The organism is Citrobacter sp. TBCP-5362 (assembly GCF_005406305.1).
Classification (GTDB): Bacteria; Pseudomonadota; Gammaproteobacteria; order Enterobacterales; family Enterobacteriaceae; genus Citrobacter_B; species Citrobacter_B koseri.
The window spans coordinates 661,347-688,119 of record NZ_CP040234.1 but is presented as its reverse complement, the minus strand read 5'-3'; the positions used below and the strand labels follow the sequence as shown (position 1 = coordinate 688,119).

Genomic DNA, 26,773 nt, shown 5'->3' with positions numbered 1-26,773 from the left:
GCCGGATGACGCTTCGCTTATCCGGCCTACGGGCACAATGCGAGCGTAGGCCGGATAAGGCATTCAATGGTCGATTACGCGTCGAGATCCGCCATATCGCCTTTTTCCTGCAACCAGTTGCGGCGGTCTTCGGAGCGTTTCTTCGCCAGCAGCATATCCATCATGGCGTTGGTACGCTGATCGTCTTCGTCGCTGATAGTGAGCTGCACCAGGCGACGGGTGTTCGGATCGAGCGTGGTTTCGCGCAGTTGCATCGGGTTCATTTCACCCAGACCTTTAAAGCGCTGCACGTTCGGCTTGCCTTTCTTACGCTTCAACTGTTCCAGCACGCCCGCTTTCTCTTCTTCCGTCAGCGCATAGTAAACCTCTTTGCCGAGATCGATACGGTACAACGGCGGCAGCGCAACGTAGACGTGCCCGTGCTTCACCAGCGTGCGAAAGTGCTTCACAAACAGGGCGCAGAGCAGCGTGGCGATGTGCAGACCATCGGAGTCCGCATCCGCCAGGATACAGATCTTGCCGTAACGCAGCTGGCTCAGATCGTCGCTGTCTGGATCGATGCCGATCGCCACAGAAATATCGTGTACTTCCTGCGATGCCAGCACTTCATCGGAAGAGACTTCCCAGGTGTTGAGGATCTTACCTTTCAGCGGCATGATCGCCTGATATTCACGATCGCGCGCCTGCTTGGCGGAACCGCCCGCCGAGTCCCCTTCCACGAGGAACAGTTCGGTACGATTGAGATCCTGCGCGGTACAGTCCGCCAGTTTGCCCGGCAGCGCCGGGCCGCTGGTCAGCTTTTTGCGCACCACTTTCTTCGCCGCGCGCAGTCGACGCTGGGCGCTGGAAATGGCCATCTCCGCCAGCAGCTCCGCAGACTGAACGTTCTGATTCAGCCACAGGCTGAAGGCGTCTTTCACCACGCCCGACACAAACGCCGCACACTGGCGCGAAGAGAGACGCTCTTTGGTCTGCCCGGCGAACTGCGGGTCCTGCATCTTCACCGAGAGCACGTAAGCGCAGCGATCCCAGATATCTTCCGCAGACAGCTTCACGCCGCGCGGCAGAATATTGCGGTATTCGCAGAATTCACGCATCGCGTCCAGCAGACCCTGGCGCAGCCCGTTCACATGAGTGCCGCCCTGCATCGTCGGTATCAGGTTAACGTAGCTTTCGGTCAGCAGCTCGCCGCCTTCCGGCAGCCACAGCAGCGCCCAGTCTACAGCTTCCGTATCACCGGCAAAATTACCGATAAACGGTTTTTCAGGAAGGGTCGGCAGACCGTTAACCGCTTCGCCCAGATAGTCGTTCAGGCCATCCTGATAGCACCAGCGCTGCTCGCTATTGTTGACCTCATCTTTAAAGGTGATTTCAACGCCAGGGCACAGCACCGCTTTCGCTTTCAGGATATGGGTTAAGCGAGAGACGGAAAAACGCGGGCTGTCGAAAAAAGTTTCATCCGGCCAGAAGTGAACGCTGGTGCCGGTATTACGTTTACCGCATGTCCCGACAACCTGAAGATCCTGCACTTTCTCGCCGTTTTCAAAGGCGATGCTATAGACCTGGGCATCACGACGCACGGTGACTTCCACGCGTTTTGACAAGGCGTTGACGACGGAAATCCCCACCCCGTGCAGACCGCCGGAGAACTGGTAGTTCTTGTTGGAGAACTTACCGCCCGCATGCAGTCGGCAGAGGATCAGTTCAACCGCCGGAACGCCCTCTTCCGGGTGGATATCCACCGGCATCCCACGGCCATCATCAATCACTTCCAGTGACTGATCGGCATGTAAAATCACATCCACGCGTTTTGCGTGACCCGCCAGTGCTTCATCCACACTGTTATCAATCACTTCCTGCCCAAGATGGTTCGGGCGGGTTGTATCGGTGTACATCCCCGGGCGGCGGCGTACCGGCTCAAGCCCAGTGAGTACCTCAATGGCATCAGCGTTATAAGTTTGCGTCATGATTTAAATTAGCAATTCGAATTGATTGTCAGAAACTGTGCAGTCCAAGGAAATCGACAATCTGGTTGAAATAATCTTCGAAGCCCGTGAATGCATGGTTTCCGCCCTCGATAACGGTCTGGCGGCAGGAGGCGTAATACGCCACCGCCTGGCGGTAGTCCAACACTTCATCCCCCGTCTGTTGCAGCAACCAGATCAAATCCGGCGCTTCCAGCGGGTCAATCTGCATGACTTTAAGATCGTAAATATGGCGAGACTCTAGCACATATTGCTGCCCGGTGTAGGGGTTCTCGTTCTGACCGAGGTAGTCGGTCAGCAGTTCAAACGGCCGCACCGCCGGGTTCACCACCACCGCAGGCAACATAAAACACTGCGACAGCCAGGTGGCGTAATAGCCGCCCAGCGACGATCCGACGACGCCGAGCGGCGCTCCACCGTGTTCAAGCACGATAGATTCCAGCAACTCTGCCGCATCGGCAGGATACGGCGGCAGTTGCGGCACGATCATCTCAACATGAGGGTGGCGCTCCGCCAGCCAGCTTTTAAGCTGACATGCCTTTGCCGAACGCGGAGAGCTATTAAACCCATGCAGATAAAGAAGCGTAGACATCAGTATCCTTCCGAAGCGGTATCGGGTCGGAATTGAGTCCCCGGCAGACGATGCACTTGCGTTTCCAGAGAACCCCCGGCGTACAGTTCCAGCGTCCGCCAGCCTGGCCCTATCGTGTCCAGCGTGAAGTTCGCGCAGTGTGGCTTGAACTGGACGCAGGTGGACGGCGTCGCCAGCAGGCGGCGGCCATTCCAGTCAAGATCCAGCTCCTGATGAATATGACCGCACAACAGGTATTTGACGCGAGGATAGTTCGCCAGCACGCTGTCCAGTTCGGCCGCGTTACGCAGGCTGTGCTGATCCAGCCAGCTGCATCCCGAAGGCAATGGATGGTGATGCAGAAGCAGCAAGGTGTGGCGCTCCGGCGCATCGGCAAGTTTGCGCTCCAGCCATTCAAGCTGAAAGTCGCTCAATTCACCATGCGGTACGCCAAAAACCTGGCTATCCAGCAGCAAGATTTGCCATTGTTCGCCGATAAACACGCGTTTGGCCGGGGAGATCCCCGCTTCCTGCAACGCGCTGTACATCGCGGGCTGAAAGTCATGGTTACCCGGCAACCAAACGCAAGGCGCGCGAAAGCTTGCGATACCTTCAGCAAAGTGCTGATAGGCCGCAGCCGTTTGATCCTGCGCTAAATCACCTGTCGCCACGATCAGATCGTATTCGTGCTGCCCGGCATGAATCGCATCCAGCACCGCCTGGTAACTTTCCCAGGTATTCACGCCCAGCAGCGTTTCATGTTTTTCGGCAAACAGGTGAGTATCGGTAATTTGTAAGATCCTGACTCTGGCCTCACCAGCCAGAGGAAGGGTTAACAGGCTTTCCAAATGGTGTCCTTAGGTTTCACGACGCTAATAAACCGGAATCGCCATCGCTCCATGTGCTAAACAGTAACGCAGCCAGTCGGCCAGAAACTGATTAATTTGATGCTTTTCGTCGCGTTGATGCAACTTTTTATTTGGATAATCATACCGCGCTTTGAAGCGAAAGATCTGCTGACTTGAACACACTTCGGCCACCATCGCGTCATGGTACAGGCGCACCGTAAGTGACGGCAGGCTCCAGTACGTAATGGCTGGCGCCGTCTGCTCGATCGCAACAAGCGTAGTGTATCGGGTCGATTCAACGATCGTTAACCGATATTGCGCGTTGGCCACCTGATAGCTTACTGTTTCGCCGGGTGCGTCATTGCGCGGCAACAGGCGGCGCAATTGCGAAAAATTAGTTTCGCACAGGCGCATCATTTCAGGGAAGTCAGGTGTGTAACGCTTCATTTTTTCCACTCGTGTTTTAACTCTTGATAGTGCAGTTGCAGCCATTGCAAAGCGATGACAGAAGCCGCGTTGTCGATTTTCCCCTCTTCTACCCACTGGTAAGCCTGCTCCCGACTTACCACATGAACACGAATATCTTCGTTTTCATCGGCCAGACCATGAATCCCGTTCGCGGTCGTGGCATCCACTTCACCCACTAAAATAGAAAGACGCTCGCTGGTGCCGCCGGGGCTTGCCAGGTAACTCATGACTGGTTTCGTCCGTTTGACCTCAAGTCCGGCCTCTTCCATTGCTTCGCGACGAGCGACCTCCTCAACGGTTTCGCCCTCTTCGATCATCCCGGCGACCATTTCCAGCAACCACGGCGTCTCGCTGGTGTCATACGCCGCGATACGAATCTGTTCGACCAGTACAATTTCGTCGCGCTCAGGGTCAAAGGGTAGCAACACTGCGGCGTGGCCGCGCTCAAAAATTTCGCGTTTCACTTCACCGCTCATTTCACCGTTGAACAGGCGGTGGCGGAAACGATAGAGATCCAGTGAAAAAAAACCGCGATATAGCGTTTCTCGTGCAATAATTTCTACATCGTTTTTGGAGAAAGTCATTGGCGAGTTGTCTGGTTTATGCATTGTGCTGTCCTGGTACCAATAGTGATTAAAATGTGAATTTCAAGGGCGTTTGACTGCCGTTTCAGCGACCTTGTGATAAATTGGTGCAAATTAACGCCGGATGGCACGTAACGCCAACTTTTTGCAGTGGCGGATTCTGCTAGAATCAGCAATTATTTTTACAATTTGATCAGCGCTAAATACTGCTTCACAACAAGGAATGCAAATGAAGAAATTGCTCCCCATCCTTATCGGCCTGAGCCTGACGGGGTTCAGCACACTGAGCCAGGCAGAGAACCTGATGCAAGTTTATCAGCAAGCACGCCTGAGCAACCCGGAATTGCGTAAATCCGCCGCCGATCGCGATGCTGCATTCGAAAAAATTAACGAAGCGCGTAGTCCTTTACTGCCGCAACTGGGTTTAGGTGCCGATTACACCTACAGCAACGGCTATCGTGATGCGAATGGCATCAACTCCAACGCCACCAGCGCCTCTCTGCAATTAACCCAGACCCTTTTTGATATGTCAAAATGGCGCGCGCTGACGTTGCAGGAAAAATCCGCAGGTATCCAGGACGTCACGTTCCAGACCGATCAGCAAACGCTGATCCTCAATACGGCGAGCGCCTACTTTAAAGTCCTGAACGCCATTGACGTTCTCTCTTATACGCAGGCGCAGAAAGAAGCCGTTTATCGTCAGTTAGATCAAACCACCCAGCGTTTTAACGTCGGCCTGGTCGCTATCACTGACGTGCAAAACGCCCGTGCACAATACGATACCGTGCTGGCGAACGAAGTCACCGCCCGCAACAATCTGGATAACGCCGTAGAAGAATTGCGCCAGGTCACTGGTAACTACTACCCGGAACTGGCTTCGCTGAATGTCACGAACTTTAAAACCGATAAGCCGCAGGCCGTTAACGCTCTGCTGAAAGAGGCCGAAAACCGTAACCTGACGCTGTTGCAGGCGCGTCTGAGCCAGGATCTGGCGCGCGAGCAAATCCGCCAGGCGCAGGACGGCCATCTGCCAACGCTGGATTTAACCGCCTCTACCGGCGTGTCTGACACCTCTTATAGCGGCTCTAAAACCCATAACAGCACGCAGTATGACGACAGCAATATGGGCCAGAACAAAATCGGCCTGAGCTTCTCGCTGCCGCTGTATCAGGGTGGGATGGTCAACTCTCAGGTGAAACAGGCGCAGTACAACTTTGTTGGCGCGAGCGAACAGCTGGAAAGCGCGCACCGCAGCGTCGTGCAGACTGTGCGCTCTTCCTTCAACAACATTAATGCTTCTATCAGCAGCATCAACGCTTACAAACAGGCCGTTGTTTCCGCGCAAAGCTCTTTGGATGCAAACGAAGCCGGTTATTCCGTGGGTACGCGTACCATTGTTGACGTGCTGGATGCCACCACCGCGCTGTATGAAGCGAAGCAACAACTGGCGAATGCGCGTTATAACTATCTGATTAACCAGCTGAACATCAAGAATGCTCTCGGTACGTTGAACGAGCAGGATCTGGTGGCGCTGAACAATGCGCTGGGTAAACCGATCTCGACATCCCCGGACAACGTCGCGCCGGAAACCCCGCAGCAGGATGCAGCGGCGGATGGCTATAATGCCAGTACGGTTCAGCCTGCTTCAGCACGTTCCACCAGCAGCAACGGTAACAACCCGTTCCGTAACTGATGAATTGCCCGATGGCGCTTCGCTTATTGAGCCTACCTGATTCCAGGCAGGGTAAGCGTCGCGCCACCGGGCGCTAAACCTTGTCTGAACGTAAGGCAACGTAAAGATCCCGCCATTCTGCCGCATTCTCGCCTCTTCTCGCTTCAATTTCGACCAGCCATCCACTATCCTGAGCATTATTTATTGTGTTTACCACTGGGTCCTGGAAGACAAAAATGAAACGGACAAAATCTATACATCACGCCTCGTTCCGCAAAAGCTGGAGCGCACGTCATCTTACTCCGGTTGCTCTGGCGGTTACCGCTGTCTTTATGCTGGCCGGCTGTGAAAAAAGCGACGAAACGGTTTCGCTGTATCAAAACGCCGACGACTGCTCGGCGGCGAACCCGGGCAAAAACGCTGAATGTACGACCGCATTCAACAATGCCCTGAAAGAAGCGGAACGTACCGCGCCGAAATACGCGACGCGTGAAGACTGCGTGGCTGAATTCGGCGAAGGCCAGTGCCAGCAGGCGCCGGCTCAGGCAGGTATGGCGCCGGAAAATCAGGCGCAGGCGCAATCCAGCGGCAGCTTCTGGATGCCGCTGATGGCGGGCTATATGATGGGTCGAATGATGGGCGGCGGCGCGGGCTTTGCTCAGCAACCACTGTTCAGTTCAAAAAACCCGGCCAGCCCGGCCTACGGTAAATACACCGACGCCAGCGGCAAGAACTACGGCGCCGCACAGCCTGGCCGTACCATGACTGTACCGAAAACCGCGATGGCGCCGAAACCCGCCACAACCACAACCGTTACCCGTGGTGGTTTTGGCGAGTCAGTGGCAAAACAAAGCACGATGCAACGTAGCGCCACCGGCACCTCGAATCGTTCGATGGGCGGCTAAGACGCATGGAAAGAATCAGTATTACTGAGCGCCCGGACTGGCGCGAGAAAGCCACCGAATACGGTTTTAATTTTCACACGATGTACGGGGAACCGTACTGGTGTGAAGACGCGTACTACAAGCTGACGCTCGACCAGGTTGAGAAGCTGGAAGACGTCACCGCTGAACTGCACCAGATGTGCCTTAAGGTCGTGGAGAAAGTGATCGCCAGCGACGAGCTGATGACGAAGTTTCGCATTCCTAAGCATACCTGGGGCTTTGTACGTCAGTCCTGGCAAACGCAGCAGCCGTCGCTCTATTCCCGCCTCGATCTGGCGTGGGATGGCACGGGGGAGCCTAAGCTTTTAGAAAATAACGCCGATACGCCGACCTCACTGTATGAGGCCGCGTTTTTCCAGTGGATCTGGCTGGAAGACCAGCTCAATGCGGGCAACCTGCCGGAAGGCAGCGATCAGTTTAACAGTCTGCAAGAAAAGCTGATCGAACGCTTCGCCGAGCTGCGTGAGCAGTATGGCTTCCAACTGCTGCACCTCACCTGCTGTCGCGATACCGTGGAAGATCGCGGGACGATCCAGTATCTACAGGACTGCGCCGCCGAAGCTGAAATCGCCACCGAGTTCCTCTACATTGAAGATATCGGCCTGGGTGAAAAAGGTCAGTTTTCGGACTTGCAGGATCAGGTGATTGCCAATCTGTTTAAGCTCTATCCGTGGGAATTTATGCTGCGTGAAATGTTCTCCACCAAGCTGGAAGATGCTGGCGTTCGCTGGCTGGAACCGGCCTGGAAGAGCATTATCTCCAATAAAGCGCTGCTCCCAATGTTATGGGAAATGTTCCCGGATCACCCTAACCTGCTGCCGGCTTATTTTGCGGAAGATGACTATCCGCAAATGGAAAAATTCGTCGTCAAACCGATCTTCTCGCGTGAAGGCGCTAACGTCTCCATCATTGAGAACGGGAAAACGATCGAAGCGGTGGAAGGCCCTTACGGCGAAGAAGGCATGATTGTGCAGCAGTTCTGCCCGCTGCCGAAGTTTGGCGACAGCTATATGCTGATTGGCAGCTGGTTGATCAACGATCAACCCGCCGGGATCGGTATTCGCGAAGACAGAGCGTTGATCACCCAGGATCTGTCCCGCTTCTACCCGCATATCTTTGTCGAATAGTCTCTTGTGCCGGGTGGCGGCTCCGCCTTACCCGGCCTACAATTCGTGCCGTAGGCCCGACAAGCGTAGCGCCATCGGGCATTAATCATCCCACCTGTACCGACAGCATACTCAGGCTGCCCATCTCGATGCCGTCAACCGGGATCGTCACCGGCTCTTTGCCATCCCATGCACCTAACACATACAGCAGCGGCAGATAGTGATCCGGCGTTGGGTTCGACAGCGATCCTCCTTCATGATCGAGGTAATTAACCAGCGGATGCTGTTCTACCGGCCCCTGCCATGTCAGATTCGCTTTCACATACTCATTGAATGACGTTGCCCATGGGTAGGGCGTATTCTCGCCATGCCAGCGCGCCGTGCGCAGGTTATGCACCACGTTGCCACTGGCGACCAGCATAATGCCTTCGTCCCGCAACGCCGCCAGTTTGCGCCCTGTTTCAAAATGCCAGGCCGCCGGTTTGGTGCTGTCGATGCTCAACTGCACCATCGGGATATCCGCATTCGGGTACATCTTGATCAACACGCCCCAGGAGCCGTGATCAAAGCCCCACGCCTCTTTATCCAGCGCGACCGGCGTCGGCGACAGCAACTCAACCAGATGTTGCGCCAGTTCCGGCGAACCGGGCGCAGGATAGTGCGTGTCATACAATGCCTGAGGAAAGCCGCCAAAATCATGGATCGTCTTTGGCGCTTCCATCGCCGTCACGCCCGTCCCTCGCGTGAACCAGTGCGCCGAGACAACGACAATCGCTTTTGGACGCGGCAATGTATCCCCCAGATGCCGCCAGGCGCGGGTATACACATTATCTTCCAGAACGTTCATCGGGCTACCGTGACCTAAAAACAATGCTGGCATACGTGTTGAAGACATGATGATATCCTTACTGAGGGAGTCATTTTGATATCATCACAATACGCTTTTTCGATGGATGAAGAACTCAGATAACCATGATGAAGATCATCAGTTATTTTGAAGGTCAGGTTCGGACAGTTGAATCATAAGGAGTTGTCGATGTCAGTACCTTTAATTCTGACCTTACTGGCGGGCGCTGCCACCTTTATTGGCGCGTTTCTTGGCGTGCTGGGGCAAAAACCGTCCAACCGCGTGCTGGCGTTTTCACTGGGATTCGCCGCAGGCATTATGCTGTTGATCTCGCTGATGGAGATGCTGCCAGCCGCGCTGGCGGCGGATGGCATGTCTCCGGTGCTGGGTTACGGCATGTTTATTATCGGCTTGCTGGGTTATTTCGGTCTCGACAGGCTGCTTCCCCACGCCCATCCACAAGATTTAGTGCAAAAAACCGCGCGTCCTCTCTCCGGCTCGATAAAACGCACCGCCATCCTGCTGACGCTGGGCATCAGCCTGCACAACTTCCCGGAAGGTATCGCCACCTTCGTCACCGCCAGCAGCAACCTCGAATTGGGTTTTGGCATTGCCCTGGCGGTCGCCTTGCACAATATTCCTGAAGGATTAGCGGTCGCCGGGCCAGTCTACGCCGCAACCGGTTCAAAACGGACAGCAATTTTCTGGGCCGGTATCTCCGGGATGGCGGAAATTCTTGGCGGTGTAATGGCGTGGCTTATTCTGGGCAGCCTGATCTCACCGGTCGTTATGGCGTCCATCATGGCCGCCGTCGCGGGAATTATGGTGGCATTATCCGTTGATGAGCTGATGCCGCTGGCAAAAGAGATCGACCCTAATAATAATCCCAGCTACGGCGTACTGTGTGGAATGTCGGTGATGGGGTTGAGTCTTGTCGTGCTTCAGGCGATGGGAATCGGATAACAGAGGCAGCAGGAAGCGCTTATTCCTGCTCTTTGGTCATAACGCGTTCTTCATCATCGCGACGAAGTAATTTATTGCGGATTTCCAGCAGCGCATCTCTGTCCTGCCGAAACGCCTTACAATAGCGTTTCATATGGCAAAAATACCCTACGATCACCAGAAAAATTAAGACGAGCCAATACCAGGCGATAAACATCCTTTTACCCTTAAAATCTAATATTACCAAACAATTAGCGTTAAAACCTTTTCTACCTATATTGAGGTAGCCCTATATACTGGCACAGTATGAAATCGAGAATATGATTTTGATCATAGAGAAAAAGGTTGGGCTTTTATTAACAGATGGGATGTTTAAAAAAGCAAAATATAAGGGATAAACGGCGGGATTAATGACCTCTGTAAACACAAAAAACCGAAGCCTGCGAATCGGCTTCGGTTTTTATTATCATCTCATCGCCTGATGGCGCTTCGCTTATCAGGCCTACAGAATTAGCTGGCTTTACGCTCGTGCGCCTGGCGGTAAGCCACCAGATCTTCGATCGTCACTACTGCCATGTTGTGTTTACCGGCAAACGCGATGCATTCCGGCGCGCGCGCCATTGTGCCATCGTCATTCGTCAGCTCGCACAGTACGCCAGCAGGTTTGAACCCGGCCAGCGTCACCAGATCGATGGTGGCTTCAGTATGACCGCCACGGGTCAGAACGCCGCCCGGCTGCGCGCGCAGCGGGAAAACGTGACCTGGACGGTGCAGATCGGCAGGTTTCGCGCCATCGGCAATGGCTGCGCGAACGGTCGTTACGCGGTCTGCGGCAGAAACGCCGGTAGTCACGCCTTTTGCGGCTTCAATGGTCACGGTAAAACCGGTGCCGTAGGCGCTGGTATTGTTCTCCACCATCATCGGCAGATCGAGCTGCTTGCGACGATCTTCAGTGATGCACAGACAAACAATGCCGCTGCCGTGGCGAATGGTCAGCGCCATCTGCTCAACGGTCATGGTTTCGGCCGGGAAAATCATATCGCCTTCGTTTTCGCGATCTTCATCATCAAGCACCATCACACCGCGTCCTTCACGCAGCGCGGATAGCGCATGTTCCACACGTTCAAAAGGCGTACCAAAAGAGGAAAGTAGCGTCTGATTCATGGTAAAAAAACCTCATTAAAATTATGGTTACCAGAATCAGGGCAGTCTTAGGAGTACCGACAAGCGGCAAAAAAATAACGTGAGCGGGCCCATGCCCGACTAGATCGTTACTCTCTCCCATCCGGACTTTAACCGTCGGCCCCGGAATTACACCGGATCTGCTGACCTTCAGATTTGCACCTGAAGCGCTCGCGGGCTTTCAACCTGTCCTTCATCTTTCACGCCGCTGCTGCATTGCCGCAACGCGAAATCTTTTGGACATACGCTGATTTACCGCCGGTGGGGAATTTCGCCCCGCCCTGAGAATAAGCGAGTTAACTATAACGCTATTGATTACCTTCATCAACGCCTTTACTCCGCTAAGCGACACACAATTCTGGTTTATGACGCCTGCATATCGCACTACAATGTGTTCTGACACTTACCAGTTCAGGGAAACCACAATGATTGACCCGAAAAAAATTGAGCAACTCGCTCGTCAGGTTCACGAGTCGATGCCGAAAGGGGTTCGGGAGTTCGGGGAAGATATCGAGAAGAAAATCCGTCAGACGCTGCAATCGCAGCTGACGCGTCTCGATCTGGTGAGCCGTGAAGAGTTTGACGTGCAGACTCAGGTCTTACTGCGCACCCGCGAAAAGCTGGCGCTGCTGGAGCAACGCCTCAGCGAGCTGGAAGCGCGTGAGAAACCTGTAGATGTTAAACCTGCGCCCGCCATCCCGCCTGTCGATCCGCAAGAGTAAAAACCACAACGGGCCGTAAGGCCCGTTGATATTTTCAGTGTTCGAGTTCTAGCTTCTTAGCCTGTGTCGCCTGTTGGCAGTAAAGCGCATAGCGTTTGCAAAACCAGCTGCGGTGCGCCTCATCCATATTTCCGGTAACGGCCTGGATATCAACAGGATGGCCCTCAGCCTGCATCCTGGCGAAACTGCGCGCCAGAAAATCAAAATTGTTTAACGAATATACGTTCTTGTCGTTCATCAGCATACCCTCCAGTTATCAAATATCTGTTAAGGCCATATGCTTTTTCTAATTTCAGTATTCTCTTATATGTGTTGAACGGTTGTGCAAAAAGTGCGCATATCAGTTGCCTGACATCACACTTTGGAAACAAGCCAGATGCCCGATGGCGCTGTGCGTATCGGGCCGTCTGTTCAGCGGTTATTTATCGCTGTCTTTCTGGATTTTCTTGATGATATTGGTGGTCGAACAACCGTCTTCGAAGTTAAGCACCAGCACTTCGCCGCCGTTGGCCCAGACTTCTTCGCTACCGGCAATCTCTTCTGGCTTATAGTCACCGCCTTTCACCAGCAGATCCGGCAGCACGCCAGCAATCAGCCGCTGCGGGGTGTCCTCGTCGAAAGAAACCACCCAGTCAACGGACTCCAGCGCACCCAGCACGATCATTCGCTGTTCCAGCGGATTCACAGGGCGAGTTTCGCCTTTCAGACGTTTGGTGGAGGCATCGCTGTTCACCGCGACGATCAGGCGATCGCCCAGCTTGCGGGCGTTCGCCAGGTAAGACACATGTCCGGCATGCAGAATGTCAAAAACGCCGTTGGTCATGACCACTTTCTCGCCGCGTTTACGCGCGCTGGCCACGGCCTGTTTCAGTTCGGCTTCCGTCATCACGCCGAAGCCGGTATCCGCACGACCGCGCACCGCATTTTCCAGTTCGATTGGCGAAACGGTTGATGTTCCCAGTTTACCGACGACAACGCCTGCTGCCGCGTTCGCGAAATAGCAGGCCTCTTCCAGGGAGTTCCCCGCCGCTAATGTGGCCGCCAGTACGCCGATCACCGTATCCCCGGCACCGGTAACGTCATACACTTCCTGCGCCTGGGTCGGCATATGCAGCGGCGCTTTACCCGGTTGCAGCAGCGTCATTCCCTGCTCGGAACGGGTCACCAGCAGCGCAGAAAATTCGAAATCGGCAATCAGCTTCATGCCGCGTTCGACAATCTCTTCTTCACTTTTACATTTACCCGCCACCGCTTCGAACTCAGACAGGTTCGGCGTCAACAGCGTGGCGCCGCGATAACGTTCGAAATCGGTGCCTTTCGGGTCGATCAGCACCGGGACGCCCGCTTTACGCGCAAGCTGAATCATCTGCTGAACGCTGGCCAACGCGCCTTTGGCGTAATCAGACAACACCAGCGCGCCAATTGAGCCCAGCGCCTGGTTAATACGCTCGTGCAATGGCAGCGGATCGACGCCTTCAAAGCCTTCTTCAAAATCCAGGCGAATCAGCTGCTGGTTACGGGAAAGTACACGCAGTTTGGTAATCGTCGGATGCGTAGGCACAGAAACGAAGTCGCATTTTACGTTCACATCCGCCAGCGTTTTGCTCAGCGCGCGCGCCGCATCGTCAATACCGGTCAGACCCACCAGACGCGAATTTGCGCCCAGAGAAGCGATGTTCATCGCCACGTTCGCCGCGCCGCCCGGACGTTCTTCAATGGTGTCCACTTTGACAACGGGCACCGGCGCTTCGGGGGAAATACGGCTGGTCGGCCCGTACCAGTAGCGATCCAGCATCACATCACCAACAACCATGACTCCTGCACGTTCAAACTCTGGCAGCGTTACTTTCATTCCTGTCTCCTGAGAGATTCTCTGAGGGTCTTAAAATTTGCGCGCGATAATAGCACACTTCACCCGGCAACCAGCCACTTCTGCCAGCTTGCCCGTACCAGCGCGCGTTCCTTGCTGAAGCACTCTTGCGCCACATGCCCCGGAAGCTCCTGTAGCGCAAGGTGATGAAGCTCATCGCGCAGCGTGGTATAGGCCTGCGTCAGCGCCTGCGCTTCTTGTTCATCCATAATGTCGTTTTGCGCCAGCAGTTCCAGAATGCGCACGTTATCGGACCAGCGCGTCAGCTTCGGCTTTTCATGCGCATAGCGCAGCACCAGATATTGGGTAATAAACTCAATATCGGTGATCCCGCCTTCATCGGCTTTGATATCAAAACGATCGCGATGCTTGTTGCCCAGATGCGCGCGCATTTTCTCGCGCATTTCGCGCACCTCGGTCTGCAACGTTTTGCCTTCGCGGGCGAGGGTCATGATATCGCGACGCACGGCGTCAAACTGCGAGGTCAGTTGCGGGTCGCCATAAACCACACGGGCGCGCACCAGCGCCTGATGCTCCCATGTCCAGGCTTCGTTTTTCTGATAATCGGCAAAGGCTTCCGCCGACGTGACCAGCATTCCCGCCGCGCCGGACGGGCGCAGCCGCGCGTCCACTTCATACAAGATACCGGAAGAGGTGCGAGTGCTGAACAGGTGCATAATGCGCTGCGCCAGGCGTAAGTAGAACTGGCGGCCGTCGATTTCACGCTCGCCGTCGGTCATCACATCCATTGGGCAATCGTGCAAAAAGATCAGATCAAGATCGGAGCTGTAGCCCAGCTCCCAGCCGCCCAGCTTGCCATAACCCACCACCGCAAACCCGCGTCCGGTGCGCTCAGCAAGGTGCGTCGGCTGCCCATAGCGCGCCACCATTTGCCCCCACGCCTGCTGGACAACGGCGTCGATAATGGCCTCAGCCAGCCAGGTCAGATGATCGCTGACCTTCATCACCGGCAGCGTACCGGCGATATCCGCCGCCGCAATGCGCAACAGTTGCGTTTGTTTAAACTGGCGCAGCGCTTCCAGCTGCTGCTCTTCGTCATCTTCCGGCACACGCAGCAAATACTGGCGTAACTCATCGCGATAAGCGTCGGTCGCCGTTGGCTGATACAGCGTATTCGGATCCAGTAGTTCATCGAGCAACAGTGGATAACGCGCCAGCTGGCTCGCCACCATCGGCGAAGCGGCGCACAGCGAAATCAGGTGCTTCAGCGCACCGGGAAATTCGCTCAGTAATTCAAGGTAGGTGGTACGCGTAACGATCCCCACCAGCAGAGGCGTAATACGCGACAGCGGCACAGAGGCATCTTCGCGCGAGCACACGTCGCTAAGCAGATGCGGCATCAGATGGTCGAGCACCTGCCGCCCGCGCGGGCCAATGGTGCGCTTATCCAGCTCTTTACGGAAGTCGGCGATTAACGCCAGCACGCGTCCGCGATCGTCGTCGGACAGATGCGCCAGCACCGGCGTGGTATCATCTTCCTGTAGCGCATCCTGCCACAGCTCGCGCCAGTGTTCCGACAGCGTATCTTCCTGAGTATCGGTTTCGTCATCGCCAATCAGTTCGTTAAATACCCGACGCACGTTAGCCATGTGCGCCGCCAGAATGTCGGTGAGCTGCGACCAGTCATCCGTGCGCATTCCCCAGGCCAGGCGCGCCCGGTTCAGTTCATCGCCCGGCAGCGTCTGGGTCTGCTCATCATTGATGCTTTGCAGCAGGTTTTCCAGACGGCGCAGGAAGAGATAGGCCGCGCGTAACTGTCCGGCGTCATTTTCTGGCAACAGGTGCAGCGCATCAATCGCGCTCAGCGTCGGCAGCAACGAGCGCGATTGCAGCGAGGGTTCCCGTCCGCCGCGAATCAACTGGAACACCTGCACGATAAACTCAATTTCACGAATACCGCCGGCGCCAAGCTTAATATTGTCTTTCAGACCGCGACGACGCACTTCACGGGCAATCATCCCTTTCATATTACGCAGGGACTGGATCACGCTGAAATCGATATAGCGGCGGAACACGAAAGGTCGCAACATGGCGCGTAGTTCATCGACATACGCACTGTCGGCAGCGCCCATAATGCGCGCTTTGACCATCGCATAACGCTCCCAGTCGCGCCCTTGTTCCTGGTAATAATCTTCCAGCGCGGCAAAACTCAGCACCAGCGGGCCACTGTCGCCAAACGGGCGCAAGCGCATATCCACCCGGTACACAAAGCCGTCCATCGTCGGCTGGTCCAGCACTTTGATCAAACGCTGCCCCATGCGGGTAAAGAACTGCGCGTTATCCAGCTCGCGCCGACCTCCCCGGGTGGAACCGTGCTCCGGCCAGGCGAAGATCAGATCGATATCCGAGGAGAAATTCAGCTCGCCGCCGCCCAGTTTTCCCATCCCCAGAATCAGCAACGGTTGAGGTACGCCATCATGGTTGCAGGGCGTACCCCATTCGCGACAGCAGGCGTCATACAACCAGTCGCGCGCGGCGACGATCAACGTTTCCGCCAGTTGGCTTAGCTGTTGCAGAATGTTTTCTTCTTCCACCAGCGACAGCGCCTGCGCCCAGGCGATACGTACCATGATGCGGCGACGGAATACGCGAAGCTCACGCATCAGCGCCGCTTCATCAGTCACCTGCGCCAACGCGTCCTGTAGCCACGCGGCATAATGCCGCCACTCATCGGCCTGCGGCGGCGCGCTTTCCAGCTCAGTCAGCCATTCGGGATGCGCAATCACGCTGTCCTGCACAAAGTCACTAAATGTAAGTACTGACTTCGCCTGAACGCTAAGCGTGGCTTCAGCCAGGATTTCTGGTAACCGCTCAACCACGGTCTGCCAGTGCTGCTGTAACGGTGAAGAAAGCGGCTTCATTTAAGGTGTGTCCTCAGATGGCTAACTAATCCCGATGAGTGTTGCCGGATGGCGGCGCAACGCCTTATCCGACCTACAAAACCTGTGCGTCGTAGGCCTGATAAGATGCGCAGCATCGCCATCAGGCGTTACTGGTTATCGTTTTCCGCTATGCAGCCAGAACGGCTCCTGGAAGATCGCCTCATTGCGGAAGTGTTCAACTTCAATGCGCTGCCCTGTCACAATCGCGTGGCGCAGGCCCTGCCAGTTCTCCAGCCAGGCCTGTACCGCATTCGCGTCGTAATAACCTGCCAGCAGCAAAATGCTGTCAATATCGCGGGTCAGGCGCGGAAGCTGATCGCGATACCGATCGCCCAACGGCTGCCCGAAAGTCGCTTTCAGCTCCGCCGCGTGGCGCGACAGGTGAATATCGGCAAAGCGTTTGAAAGAATCGGCCATTTTCGTCTGCGCTTTGGCATCAAGGAACGGTTGCCAGGCTTTGGTGACCAGCCATTCGGTCAGCGCCAGTTTAGCCATCGCTGTTTGCGTGCTATAGATAGCCGTAATGGCTGAAACCTCAGAGACAAGGGTCGCTTCCGACTGCGTCAGCAAATCGCGTAAGTGAGCGCTTGCTTTACGCGGTACAATGCCGCCAAACAGCATCAGCGCATGGCGAACCAGCCCCATCGCCGCCAGTACATCCGCTTTGGCGGCGTCATTTCCACGCACCCACAGCTCTTCATGGTACTGCCATTGCGACAATGCCAGCTCCAGCGCCGCTTCCAGCCCCTGCTCAATGCTGGCTTTGGCTGGCGCTTTCAGCACCGCAGTAGGTCTGATCTCACGCGGAGCATTCCCCTGCGCCAGATGATATCCCCGTGCGGCTTTGCTCAGGCTGCCCTGACGCAGACCCGCTTGCGACACCAGTTGGTTTGCCAGTTTCAACACCGCACGGGTCTCGCCGCTTAACAGTTCCAGCTCCAGCTCGCAAATTGGCTCGGCACATTCTCCGGCCTTCACTTCGCCAAGATCGAGCGCGATTTCAATACGGCTGCCGTCAACGTCCACCAGCCATTTCTCACGGTAAAAATCGGTGCTGAACAGCGGCTGCACGCGTGAAGCGAGATCCGCGGGCAGCTCGCCGTTCGGCCAGACCTCCTGCGGGAGCAGTGCGAGATCCAACGTCGGCTCGCTCAGCGCAACATTGTATTCCGGCCGTTGATGCAGACCCCCCGTAACCCGACCGCCGATTTTCATAGTCATTTCATAACGACCATTCTCGCCACGGATGCGCAGACCCATATCATGGCCACGCAACCACTTGTCCGGCGTTTCGTAGTAAATGTTCTGTAACTGGCTGGGCGCATGGTGCTCGCCGCCGAGTGTTTGCAGATGGTCACGCAACGCGTCTACAGCGTCGTGATTAACGATAAACTTTAATTCGATTTCCTGAGCCATTGCCTTGTACTTATGGGTTATGTCACATATGGGAAGAATGACGGCGAACTTAACGCGTTCTTTTTTGTCAGTAGATAGTATTTTGCGCCAAATTGCCATGCAACGAGCAATTTGACGGGCGTAAAAGTTTAAAACAGTGGCAAAGATGACACAGATGATTCCGATTGATGTCGAATGCTTTGCGTAGAGACACTGATGCCACTACTATCGTTCCACTTTTTATGACAAAAACGACAGCCTGATGCCAAAATTACGCCTGATTGGATTAACTTTACTTGCACTTAGCGCCACTGCCGTCTCCCACGCAGAAGAGAAGCGCTATGTCTCTGACGAACTGAATACCTGGGTCCGCAGCGGTCCGGGAGATAATTATCGCCTCGTGGGTACGGTGAATGCCGGCGAGGAAGTGACATTATTACAGACTGACGCCAACACGAATTACGCTCAGGTGAAAGACAGTACAGGTCGTACTGCCTGGATCCCGATGAAAGAGCTGAACAGCTCGCCCAGCCTGCGTATCCGCGTACCGGATCTGGAAAATCAGGTTAAGACGCTGACCGATAAGCTGAACAATATTGATACCACCTGGAATCAGCGCACGGCCGACATGCAGCAAAAAGTGTCGCAGAGCGACAGCGTGATTAACGGGTTGAAAGAAGAAAACCAGAAGCTGAAAAACGAGCTGATCGTGGCGCAGAAGAAAGTCAGCGCCGCCAATCTGCAACTTGATGACAAGCAGCGCACCATTATTATGCAGTGGTTCATGTATGGCGGCGGCGTGCTGGGACTCGGCCTGCTGCTCGGCCTGGTTCTCCCGCACATGATCCCAAGCCGTAAACGCAAAGACCGCTGGATGAACTAAATCGCCTTCTCTGCCGCACTGACATATGATTAAGGGATGATTTTTTTCAGGAAGGGAAAGTGGCGTGAAGATTTATCTGGTCGGTGGTGCTGTTCGGGATGCGTTGTTAGGGCTACCGGTCAAAGATAAAGATTGGGTGGTGGTTGGCGCCACGCCGCAGGAGATGCTTGACGCGGGCTACCAGCAGGTAGGCCGCGATTTTCCCGTGTTTCTTCATCCGCAAACGCGTGAAGAGTATGCGCTGGCGCGCACCGAGCGTAAATCCGGTTCAGGCTATACCGGCTTTACCTGCTATGCCGCGCCGGACGTGACGCTGGAAGAAGACCTGCAACGTCGCGACCTCACCATTAATGCCCTCGCGCAGGATGACGACGGCCATATCGTCGATCCCTATCAGGGGCGTCGCGACCTGGACAATCGCCTGCTGCGTCATGTTTCCCCCGCCTTTAGCGAAGATCCGCTGCGCGTGTTGCGCGTGGCGCGTTTTGCCGCCCGCTACGCGCACCTCAGTTTCCGCATCGCTGATGAAACCCTGGCGTTGATGCGCGACATGACCGCCGCAGGCGAACTGGAACACCTCACGCCGGAGCGCGTATGGAAGGAGACCGAGAACGCCTTAACCACGCGCAATCCGCAGGTATTCTTTCAGGTGCTGCGCGACTGCGGCGCGCTGCGCGTTCTGTTCCCGGAAGTGGACGCGCTGTTTGGCGTTCCGGCTCCGGCCAAGTGGCACCCGGAAATCGATACCGGCATCCACACATTGATGACGTTATCAATGGCCGCCATGCTCAGCCCGAACGTTGATGTGCGTTTCGCCACGCTCTGTCACGACCTTGGCAAAGGGTTGACGCCCAAAGCGCTCTGGCCGCGCCATCATGGTCACGGCCCGGCAGGCGTAAAGCTGGTTGAGCAGTTATGCCAGCGTCTGCGTGTGCCGAATGAGATTCGGGATTTAGCCAAACTGGTGGCGGAATTCCACGATCTCATCCATACCTTCCCGATTTTGCAGCCGAAAACGATCGTGAAGCTGTTCGATTCGATTGACGCCTGGCGTAAGCCGCAGCGCGTAGAGCAAATCGCCCTGACCAGCGAGGCCGACGTGCGCGGTCGTACCGGTTTTGAGGCGTCTGACTATCCGCAAGGCCGCTGGCTGCGCGAAGCGTGGCAGGTCGCACAGGCGGTGCCGACAAAAGAGGTAGTAGAGGCAGGCTTTAAAGGCGCGGAGATCCGCGAAGAACTCACCAGACGGCGAATTGCAGCGGTGGCTAACTGGAAGGAACGGCGTTGCCCGAAACCCGAGGCGTAAGCTCACCGTTTTGTTGCCGGATGGCGCTCCGCTTATCCGGCCTACAAAATCGAACCGCAAGCCGGATAAGGCGTAAACGCCGCCATCCGGCAACAAAATCGAACCGTAGGCCGGATAAGGCATTTACGCCGCCATCCGACAACAAAATCGAACCGTAGGCCGGATAAGGCGTAAACGCCGCCATCCGGCATCAAGCGTTATCAGAAGAAAACAACGTAGACCGCAGCAGCCACGATAAAGCGGTAAATCGCAAACGGAATGAACGAGATACGCTTAATCAATTGCAGGAAGGTTTTGATGGCGATCAGCGCCACAATGAACGCAGTCACAAATCCCACGGCGAACATGGGGATATCTCCCACCGTCAGGAACGACCAGCTCTTGTAGAGATCCAACGCCGTCGCGCCCATCATCATCGGAACGGCCAGCAGGAATGAGAATTCCGATGCGGCATAGCGACTCACCCCCATCAACATCCCACCGGAAATGGTCGCGCCGGAACGGGAAAAGCCCGGCCACAGCGCCAGACACTGGAAGCAGCCAATCATAAACGCCTGACGATACGTCATATCGTCCAGGCCCGGCGCGCGCGGCTCTTTCGGCTTCAGGCATTCCGCGGCAATCAGCAGCAGACCGCCCACGACCAGCGCATACATCACGTTGACGGGATTAAACAAAGACTTAATGGTGTCATGGAACACCAGGCCCAGCACCACTGCCGGGATCATCCCCAGCACAATATGCCCTAACGTCAGGCGCCCTTTTCCGGTGCCTTCATGCGGTTGTTTGCCAAAGTGAATGCCGATCAGGCCGAACAAACGCCGCCAGAACATCACCACCACCGCCAGGATCGATCCCAGCTGAATTACCACCTCAAACGTCTCTGCCGTATCGCCTTCAAAACCCAACAGGTGACCGACAATGATCATATGGCCCGTGCTGGAGACGGGCAAAAACTCCGTCAATCCTTCGACCACACCCAAAATTGCCGCCACCAGCAGCGAGTGTATATCGCTCATCAATAAACCCCTAAATCAAAAAAAACGAACAGCAGTTATGACTCCAGCTTTAAGACCCATATATCGCCGTTTGGTTTAAAAACTATGAAGTTAATTATTTTCTTTCAGATTATTGCCACGCTCAATGATAACGCCAACATTCGCCGCACGCGCTACGGCGCCGGGCTTACTGAGCTTGATGCGCACCCACGGAGAGTTAAAGCGGCTGAGCAGCAGATCTGCCACCTCTTCCGCTACGCGTTCGACTAACGCAAAACGGCCGCCCTCCACATGGCTGACTACCGTATCGGCAATGTCGGCATAGCTCAGACAATCCGCAACGTCGTCGCTTCTGGCTGACTTACGGTTGTCCCACGCCATTTCGATATCGAACACCAGTTTCTGTTCGATAGTTTGCTCCCAGTCGTAAACACCGATAGTGGTGATTACCGAAAGTTGCTCTATAAATACAATATCCATCACGACCTGCCTGCTTTTTGGCTAACCCGGATACCACTTCCGGCGAAATATGCGTATTATCCACAGAAGTAGCGTTTAACACGACATTTTCAAAACGGAACAGCTTATGAGTGCAATCGCGCCTGGAATGATCCTCTTCGCGTACCTCTGCGGCTCAATTTCCAGTGCCATTCTGGTCTGCCGCATTGCAGGTTTACCCGACCCGCGTCAGAGTGGCTCCGGTAACCCTGGCGCGACCAATGTGTTACGCATAGGGGGCAAGGGAGCAGCCGTAGCGGTACTGATTTTCGACGTCCTCAAAGGCATGCTGCCGGTCTGGGGCGCTTATGCATTAGGTGTAACCCCTTTCTGGCTGGGCCTGATTGCCATCGCCGCCTGTCTGGGGCACATCTGGCCGGTCTTTTTTGGCTTCAAAGGCGGGAAAGGCGTCGCGACCGCATTCGGCGCGATCGCGCCCATCGGCTGGGACTTAACTGGCGTGATGGCGGGCACCTGGCTGCTGACCGTCTTACTGAGCGGTTACTCGTCATTGGGCGCGATCGTCAGCGCGCTGATTGCGCCATTCTACGTGTGGTGGTTTAAACCCCAGTTCACCTTCCCGGTCTCTATGCTGTCTTGCCTGATTTTGCTGCGCCACCATGACAACATCCAGCGCCTGTGGCGTCGTCAGGAGACGAAGATCTGGACGAAACTCAAGAAGAAGCGCGAGAAAGATCCGCAGTAGTTTTTTGCACCACGCCGTAGGCCAGGTAAGGCGAAGCCGCCATCAGGCACATACGCATCGCCGGATGGCGACGCAAAGCGTCTTATCCGGCCTACAGATTGCTTCACCACGCCACCTGATATCCCTCGTCTGGCTTGCCGAGTCGCTTCTGGCACCATGCCGCCAGAAACTCCACACATACCCGTAACTTTACGCTGCGGTACAGCGGTTCCTGATAGACCGCCCAGATATTGGCGCTCTGCGCATACTCCGGCAATACCCTCACCAGTTTACCGCTCGCCAGAAACGGCTGCACATCCCACTCTGAACGCAGCATGATCCCTTTGCCCTCCAGCGCCCACTGCAAAACAATTTCACCGCTATTGGAAGAGAGGTGTCCGGTTACTTTCACTGATTTTTTCTCTTGCCCGTTCCCCAGTTCCCATATGCCGTGGGTCATATCCCGTTCTTTTGTCACCAGACAATCATGACCGCTTAATTCTTGTAAGGTTTTTGGCTCAGGATATTTCTGGAGATATGCGGGAGACGCGCATAATATTCTTTTATTCTTTGTTAACAAATGCGCAATATAATAATCAGGAATTTCATCGTTAATCCGAATATCCAGATCGATATTATCCTGTACCAAATCAATTTGCCGATCGAAGAGTTCAAAGTGAACCTGTAATTCAGGATAATTGCGCATCAGGTCGGTAATGGCAGGTGCAATATAACTGCGGCCAAAACCAAAACTACAGCCAATGCGAATCATTCCCTCCGGGCGCGTTTTAATTTGCGTCACCTCATCCACCAGCCGCTGATAGTGCGTGAGGAGCTTCAGCGCATGTTCATAGCAGCGTTGCCCGCTTTCCGTCAGCGCAACACCCCTTGCCGAGCGGTTCAGCAGCGTGGTGGCAAGGGTTGTCTCAAGAATCTGAATCCGTTTCGTCACGAACGCGGGCGTTTGCCCCAGCGCCGCTGCTGCCGCGCTAAAGCTTCCCGTATGGACAATTTCAACCAAAACCTGTAGGTCTTTGGCTAAGGGATAGTTGTTCAGCATCTGTCGGTTATCCGTGATTTTAATACGCGCAGTGTAAATCTCTTAACGTCGTTAAACCCTGCCTTTGCTCAATTTTCATCACCTTTCTGTAGTGTGATTCACGAACTGTTAATTGCATATACACAGTGACAAAAAATATAAAACCACACATTTAGTGGTAGTTTACTCCAGAGAATTTATTTCCAGATTAATAAAAGAACTGGAGTTGATATGATGAGCAATAAAAATAACCAAAATGCGGTTACTACGTTGACGGATATTGTCGCTAATTTTACCGCCATGATCTCCACCCGAATGCCCGACGACGTCGTCGATAAATTAAAACAGCTGCGTGATGCCGAAACCTCATCGATGGGAAACATTATCTATCACACGATGTTCGATAACATGCAAAAAGCAATCGACCTGAACCGCCCGGCCTGCCAGGACACGGGTGAAATTATGTTCTTCGTGAAGGTCGGTTCCCGCTTCCCGCTGCTGGGCGAACTGCAAAGTATTCTTAAGCAGGCCGTGGAAGACGCCACCGTAAAAGCGCCGCTACGCCATAACGCGGTCGAAATTTTCGACGAAGTGAATACCGGCAAAAACACCGGCAGCGGCGTGCCGTGGGTCACCTGGGAGATTATTCCTGATGGCGACGATGCGGAAATTGAAGTTTATATGGCGGGCGGCGGTTGCACGCTGCCGGGGCGTTCCAAAGTGCTGATGCCTTCCGAAGGCTACGAAGGCGTGGTGAAATTCGTCTTTGAAAACATCTCCACGCTGGCGGTCAATGCCTGTCCGCCGGTACTGGTCGGCGTGGGCATCGCAACCTCCGTCGAAACCGCCGCCGTGCTTTCCCGCAAAGCGATTCTGCGCCCGATAGGCACCCGTCATCCGAATCCAAAGGCGGCAGAGCTTGAGCTGCGGCTGGAAGAAGGGCTAAACCGCCTGGGAATCGGCCCACAAGGGCTGACCGGCAACAGCTCGGTGATGGGCGTACACATCGAATCCGCCGCCCGTCATCCGTCAACCATTGGCGTGGCCGTCTCCACCGGCTGCTGGGCGCACCGTCGCGGTACGCTGCTGGTTCATTCTGACCTCTCCTTCGAAAACCTGTCCCACACCCGGAGCGCGTTATGAAAAAGATCCTCACTACCCCGATCAAAGCCGAAGACCTGGAAGATATCCGCGTTGGCGATGTGATCTACCTGACCGGAACGCTGGTGACCTGTCGCGACGTTTGTCACCGCCGTCTGATCGAACTCAAGCGCCCCATTCCTTACGATCTCAATGGCAAAGCGATTTTCCACGCCGGGCCGATTGTGCGTAAAAACGGTGATAAATGGGAGATGGTCTCCGTCGGCCCGACCACCAGCATGCGTATGGAAGCCTTTGAAAAAGAGTTCATTGAGCAGACCGGCGTGAAGCTGGTGGTCGGAAAAGGCGGTATGGGGCCGCTGACCGAAGAAGGCTGCCAGAAATTCAAAGCGCTGCACGTCATCTTCCCGGCTGGCTGCGCGGTGCTGGCGGCAACCCAAGTCGAAGAGATAGAAGAGGTGCACTGGACGGAACTCGGCATGCCGGAATCGCTGTGGGTTTGCCGGGTGAAAGAGTTCGGGCCGCTGATTGTCTCTATCGATACCCACGGCAACAACCTGATCGCCGACAACAAAAAACAGTTCGCCGAGCGTCGCGGTCCCATCGTTGACGAAATCTGCGAGTACGTGCACTACATCAAATAACCCTTCAGGAGAGGCGCTACGCCTCTCCCTTTTCTCAGGGATACGACAATGGCACCTTTATCTGGTTGGTGGCGATACCTGGCTCCACTGGTGGTCATCGCCATTATTGCTGTTTTGCCCGTCCCCACCGGTCTTGAGAGCCACACCTGGCTCTATTTTGCGGTCTTTACCGGCGTCATTGTGGGACTCATTCTGGAACCTGTACCGGGCGCGGTCGTGGCGATGATCGGGATTTCGATCATTGCCGTTCTGTCGCCGTGGCTGCTGTTCAGCCCCGATCAGCTCGCGCAGGAAGGCTTCAAATTTACCGCCAAAGCCCTCTCGTGGGCGGTGTCTGGTTTTTCTAACTCGGTTATCTGGCTGATTTTCGCCGCCTTTATGTTTGGCACCGGCTATGAAAAAACCGGTCTCGGTCGGCGAATTGCGCTGATGCTGGTGAAGAAGATGGGCCATCGCACGCTGTTTCTTGGCTATGCGGTGATGTTTTCCGAGCTGATTCTCGCCCCGGTCACGCCGTCTAACTCCGCGCGCGGCGCCGGGATCATCTACCCGATTATCCGCAACCTGCCGCCGCTCTATAACTCGCAGCCTAACGACGCCAGTTCCCGCTCCATTGGCTCGTATATTATGTGGATGGGCATCACCGCCGACTGCGTTACCAGCGCCATTTTCCTGACGGCGATGGCGCCTAACCTGTTGCTGATTGGCCTAATGAAAAGCGCATCCCATACGGCGCTAAGCTGGGGCGACTGGTTCTCAGGAATGCTGCCGCTAAGCATTCTGCTGGTCTTGCTGGTTCCGTGGCTGGCCTACGTGCTGTATCCGCCGGTGCTGAAATCGGGCGACCAGGTGCCGCGCTGGGCGGAAGCTGAGCTAAAGGAGATGGGCCCGCTCTGCTCGCGCGAGAAAAAGATGCTGGTGCTGATGGTCGGCGCGCTGGTGCTGTGGATCTTCGGCGGCGATTACATTGATGCCGCAATGGTCGGTTACAGCGTGGTGGCATTGATGCTGGTATTACGCATCATCTCCTGGGATGACATCGTCAGCAATAAAGCGGCATGGAACGTTTTCTTCTGGCTGGCTTCGCTGATTACGCTCGCCACCGGACTGAACAATACCGGCTTTATCACCTGGTTTGGCAAACTGCTGGCAAACGGGCTAAGCGGCTATTCGCCGATGATGGTGATGGTCGCGCTCATCGTGGTGTTTTATCTGTTACGCTACTTTTTTGCCAGCGCCACCGCTTATACCTCCGCGCTGGCGCCGATGATGATTGCCGCCGCGCTGGCGATGCCGGACATCCCCTTACCGGTGTTTTGCCTGATGGTCGGCGCCGCCATTGGTCTGGGCAGCATTCTCACCCCCTATGCGACCGGCCCAAGCCCCATCTACTACGGTAGCGGTTATCTGCCGACGGTGGATTACTGGCGGCTGGGCGCTATTTTTGGCCTGATCTTCCTGGTTCTGCTGGTAATAACCGGCCTTGTCTGGATGCCTCTCGTTTTGCTGTAAACCTCGTTGGGGCGGCATGACGCCGCCTCTTTTTTCCATAAGCTTCTCGTATGACCGTTTTCCCGATG

At 55.2% G+C, this 26,773-nt stretch carries 26 protein-coding genes and 1 riboswitch; of the genes, 11 read left to right on the top strand and 15 right to left on the bottom strand.

The annotated features are described in order from the left end of the window. Positions 1–74: 74 nt before the first annotated feature. Genes parE through nudF form a run of 5 tightly spaced genes read right to left on the bottom strand, consistent with a single transcriptional unit; the run spans position 75 to position 4,480 of the window. Complete coding sequence (gene parE / locus FD428_RS03320) at positions 75–1,967, bottom strand: DNA topoisomerase IV subunit B (protein WP_012135161.1); 1,893 nt, start codon at positions 1,965–1,967, stop codon at positions 75–77. A 28-nt stretch (positions 1,968–1,995) separates the two neighbouring features. Continuing rightward, positions 1,996–2,577 (bottom strand): esterase YqiA, encoded by a 582-nt coding sequence (gene yqiA / locus FD428_RS03315; protein WP_012135162.1) that lies wholly within the window; start codon positions 2,575–2,577, stop codon positions 1,996–1,998. Next, positions 2,577–3,404: a 3',5'-cyclic-AMP phosphodiesterase gene (gene cpdA / locus FD428_RS03310; RefSeq protein ID WP_114848341.1), complete on the bottom strand. Its 828-nt coding sequence runs from the start codon at positions 3,402–3,404 to the stop codon at positions 2,577–2,579. The genes yqiA and cpdA overlap by 1 nt, the downstream gene beginning before the upstream one ends. A gap of 24 nt (positions 3,405–3,428) precedes the next feature. Further along, complete coding sequence (locus FD428_RS03305; protein WP_012135164.1) at positions 3,429–3,851, bottom strand: DUF1249 family protein; 423 nt, start codon at positions 3,849–3,851, stop codon at positions 3,429–3,431. Further along, the gene (gene nudF, locus FD428_RS03300) at positions 3,848–4,480 is read right to left on the bottom strand and encodes an ADP-ribose diphosphatase (protein WP_024130957.1); all 633 of its coding nucleotides are present in this window, start codon (positions 4,478–4,480) and stop codon (positions 3,848–3,850) included. Before nudF ends, FD428_RS03305 begins: the two co-directional genes overlap by 4 nt. A 199-nt stretch (positions 4,481–4,679) precedes the next feature. On the opposite strand from nudF, the gene tolC reads away from it, so the two are divergent. From tolC to FD428_RS03285, 3 genes are all read left to right on the top strand, one after another. Further along, complete coding sequence (tolC, locus tag FD428_RS03295; protein ID WP_012135166.1) at positions 4,680–6,149, top strand: outer membrane channel protein TolC; 1,470 nt, start codon at positions 4,680–4,682, stop codon at positions 6,147–6,149. Between the two features lie 215 nt (positions 6,150–6,364). Continuing rightward, positions 6,365–7,033 carry a DUF1190 family protein gene (locus FD428_RS03290; RefSeq protein ID WP_012135168.1) on the top strand — a complete coding sequence of 223 codons (669 nt, stop codon included), beginning with the start codon at positions 6,365–6,367 and terminating at the stop codon, positions 7,031–7,033. A gap of 5 nt (positions 7,034–7,038) precedes the next feature. Further along, positions 7,039–8,199 carry a glutathionylspermidine synthase family protein gene (locus FD428_RS03285; protein ID WP_012135169.1) on the top strand — a complete coding sequence of 387 codons (1,161 nt, stop codon included), beginning with the start codon at positions 7,039–7,041 and terminating at the stop codon, positions 8,197–8,199. Positions 8,200–8,284: 85 nt separating this feature from the next. Here FD428_RS03285 and ygiD read toward each other — a convergent pair whose 3' ends face one another. Beyond that, complete coding sequence (gene ygiD / locus FD428_RS03275; RefSeq protein WP_047461156.1) at positions 8,285–9,073, bottom strand: 4,5-DOPA dioxygenase extradiol; 789 nt, start codon at positions 9,071–9,073, stop codon at positions 8,285–8,287. A 141-nt stretch (positions 9,074–9,214) separates the two neighbouring features. Here ygiD and zupT point away from each other — a divergent pair, with 141 nt between their 5' ends. After that, the gene (gene zupT, locus FD428_RS03270; RefSeq protein ID WP_114848342.1) at positions 9,215–9,988 is read left to right on the top strand and encodes a zinc transporter ZupT; all 774 of its coding nucleotides are present in this window, start codon (positions 9,215–9,217) and stop codon (positions 9,986–9,988) included. Positions 9,989–10,007: 19 nt separating this feature from the next. Here the strand turns inward: zupT and FD428_RS21910 are convergent, their stop codons facing one another. Together FD428_RS21910 and ribB are read right to left on the bottom strand one after the other, a co-directional pair. After that, on the bottom strand, positions 10,008–10,184 hold the full coding sequence (locus FD428_RS21910) for a hypothetical protein (RefSeq protein WP_012135172.1): 177 nt from the start codon (positions 10,182–10,184) through the stop codon (positions 10,008–10,010). A 293-nt stretch (positions 10,185–10,477) separates the two neighbouring features. Beyond that, positions 10,478–11,131 (bottom strand): 3,4-dihydroxy-2-butanone-4-phosphate synthase, encoded by a 654-nt coding sequence (ribB, locus tag FD428_RS03265; protein ID WP_012135173.1) that lies wholly within the window; start codon positions 11,129–11,131, stop codon positions 10,478–10,480. 105 nt (positions 11,132–11,236) lie between these two features. Then, positions 11,237–11,442: riboswitch (FMN riboswitch) on the bottom strand. Positions 11,443–11,574: 132 nt separating this feature from the next. Here ribB and ubiK point away from each other — a divergent pair. Then, positions 11,575–11,871, top strand: a complete 297-nt coding sequence (gene ubiK / locus FD428_RS03260; RefSeq protein ID WP_024130961.1) for a ubiquinone biosynthesis accessory factor UbiK — start codon at positions 11,575–11,577, stop codon at positions 11,869–11,871. A 34-nt stretch (positions 11,872–11,905) separates the two neighbouring features. On the opposite strand, the gene glgS is transcribed toward ubiK, so the two are convergent. From glgS to FD428_RS03240, 4 genes are all read right to left on the bottom strand, one after another. Then, complete coding sequence (glgS, locus tag FD428_RS03255) at positions 11,906–12,115, bottom strand: cell surface composition regulator GlgS (protein WP_012135175.1); 210 nt, start codon at positions 12,113–12,115, stop codon at positions 11,906–11,908. Positions 12,116–12,289: 174 nt separating this feature from the next. Further along, a complete protein-coding gene (gene hldE, locus FD428_RS03250) occupies positions 12,290–13,723 on the bottom strand; it encodes a bifunctional D-glycero-beta-D-manno-heptose-7-phosphate kinase/D-glycero-beta-D-manno-heptose 1-phosphate adenylyltransferase HldE (RefSeq protein ID WP_012135177.1) in 1,434 nt (477 codons plus the stop codon). Positions 13,724–13,782: 59 nt separating this feature from the next. Continuing rightward, positions 13,783–16,623, bottom strand: coding sequence for a bifunctional [glutamate--ammonia ligase]-adenylyl-L-tyrosine phosphorylase/[glutamate--ammonia-ligase] adenylyltransferase (gene glnE / locus FD428_RS03245; protein ID WP_114848343.1), 2,841 nt, complete (start codon positions 16,621–16,623; stop codon positions 13,783–13,785). Between the two features lie 135 nt (positions 16,624–16,758). Next, entirely contained in the window at positions 16,759–18,060 is a 1,302-nt protein-coding gene (locus FD428_RS03240; protein WP_114848344.1) for an inorganic triphosphatase, read from the bottom strand. A gap of 241 nt (positions 18,061–18,301) precedes the next feature. On the opposite strand from FD428_RS03240, the gene FD428_RS03235 reads away from it, so the two are divergent. Further along, the gene (locus tag FD428_RS03235) at positions 18,302–18,922 is read left to right on the top strand and encodes a TIGR04211 family SH3 domain-containing protein (protein WP_012135182.1); all 621 of its coding nucleotides are present in this window, start codon (positions 18,302–18,304) and stop codon (positions 18,920–18,922) included. 64 nt (positions 18,923–18,986) lie between these two features. After that, on the top strand, positions 18,987–20,228 hold the full coding sequence (locus tag FD428_RS03230; protein ID WP_058668122.1) for a multifunctional CCA addition/repair protein: 1,242 nt from the start codon (positions 18,987–18,989) through the stop codon (positions 20,226–20,228). A gap of 200 nt (positions 20,229–20,428) precedes the next feature. Here FD428_RS03230 and bacA read toward each other — a convergent pair whose 3' ends face one another. Both bacA and folB read right to left on the bottom strand, forming a co-directional pair. Further along, complete coding sequence (gene bacA / locus FD428_RS03220; protein WP_104868173.1) at positions 20,429–21,247, bottom strand: undecaprenyl-diphosphate phosphatase; 819 nt, start codon at positions 21,245–21,247, stop codon at positions 20,429–20,431. A gap of 90 nt (positions 21,248–21,337) precedes the next feature. Further along, complete coding sequence (gene folB, locus FD428_RS03215) at positions 21,338–21,706, bottom strand: bifunctional dihydroneopterin aldolase/7,8-dihydroneopterin epimerase (protein ID WP_012135187.1); 369 nt, start codon at positions 21,704–21,706, stop codon at positions 21,338–21,340. A 106-nt stretch (positions 21,707–21,812) separates the two neighbouring features. On the opposite strand from folB, the gene plsY reads away from it, so the two are divergent. Next, a complete protein-coding gene (gene plsY, locus FD428_RS03210) occupies positions 21,813–22,430 on the top strand; it encodes a glycerol-3-phosphate 1-O-acyltransferase PlsY (protein WP_012135188.1) in 618 nt (205 codons plus the stop codon). 103 nt (positions 22,431–22,533) lie between these two features. On the opposite strand, the gene FD428_RS03205 is transcribed toward plsY, so the two are convergent. Further along, entirely contained in the window at positions 22,534–23,469 is a 936-nt protein-coding gene (locus tag FD428_RS03205) for a LysR family transcriptional regulator (RefSeq protein WP_012135189.1), read from the bottom strand. Positions 23,470–23,679: 210 nt separating this feature from the next. Between FD428_RS03205 and ttdA the strand changes: the two genes are divergently transcribed. From ttdA to FD428_RS03190, 3 genes are read left to right on the top strand one after another with little or no spacing between them, the layout of a single operon-like run. Further along, positions 23,680–24,591, top strand: a complete 912-nt coding sequence (ttdA, locus tag FD428_RS03200) for a L(+)-tartrate dehydratase subunit alpha (RefSeq protein ID WP_371417130.1) — start codon at positions 23,680–23,682, stop codon at positions 24,589–24,591. After that, complete coding sequence (gene ttdB, locus FD428_RS03195; RefSeq protein WP_012135191.1) at positions 24,588–25,193, top strand: L(+)-tartrate dehydratase subunit beta; 606 nt, start codon at positions 24,588–24,590, stop codon at positions 25,191–25,193. The genes ttdA and ttdB overlap by 4 nt, the downstream gene beginning before the upstream one ends. A 48-nt stretch (positions 25,194–25,241) precedes the next feature. Further along, positions 25,242–26,705, top strand: a complete 1,464-nt coding sequence (locus tag FD428_RS03190) for an anion permease (protein ID WP_058668123.1) — start codon at positions 25,242–25,244, stop codon at positions 26,703–26,705. Positions 26,706–26,773 lie beyond the last annotated feature (68 nt).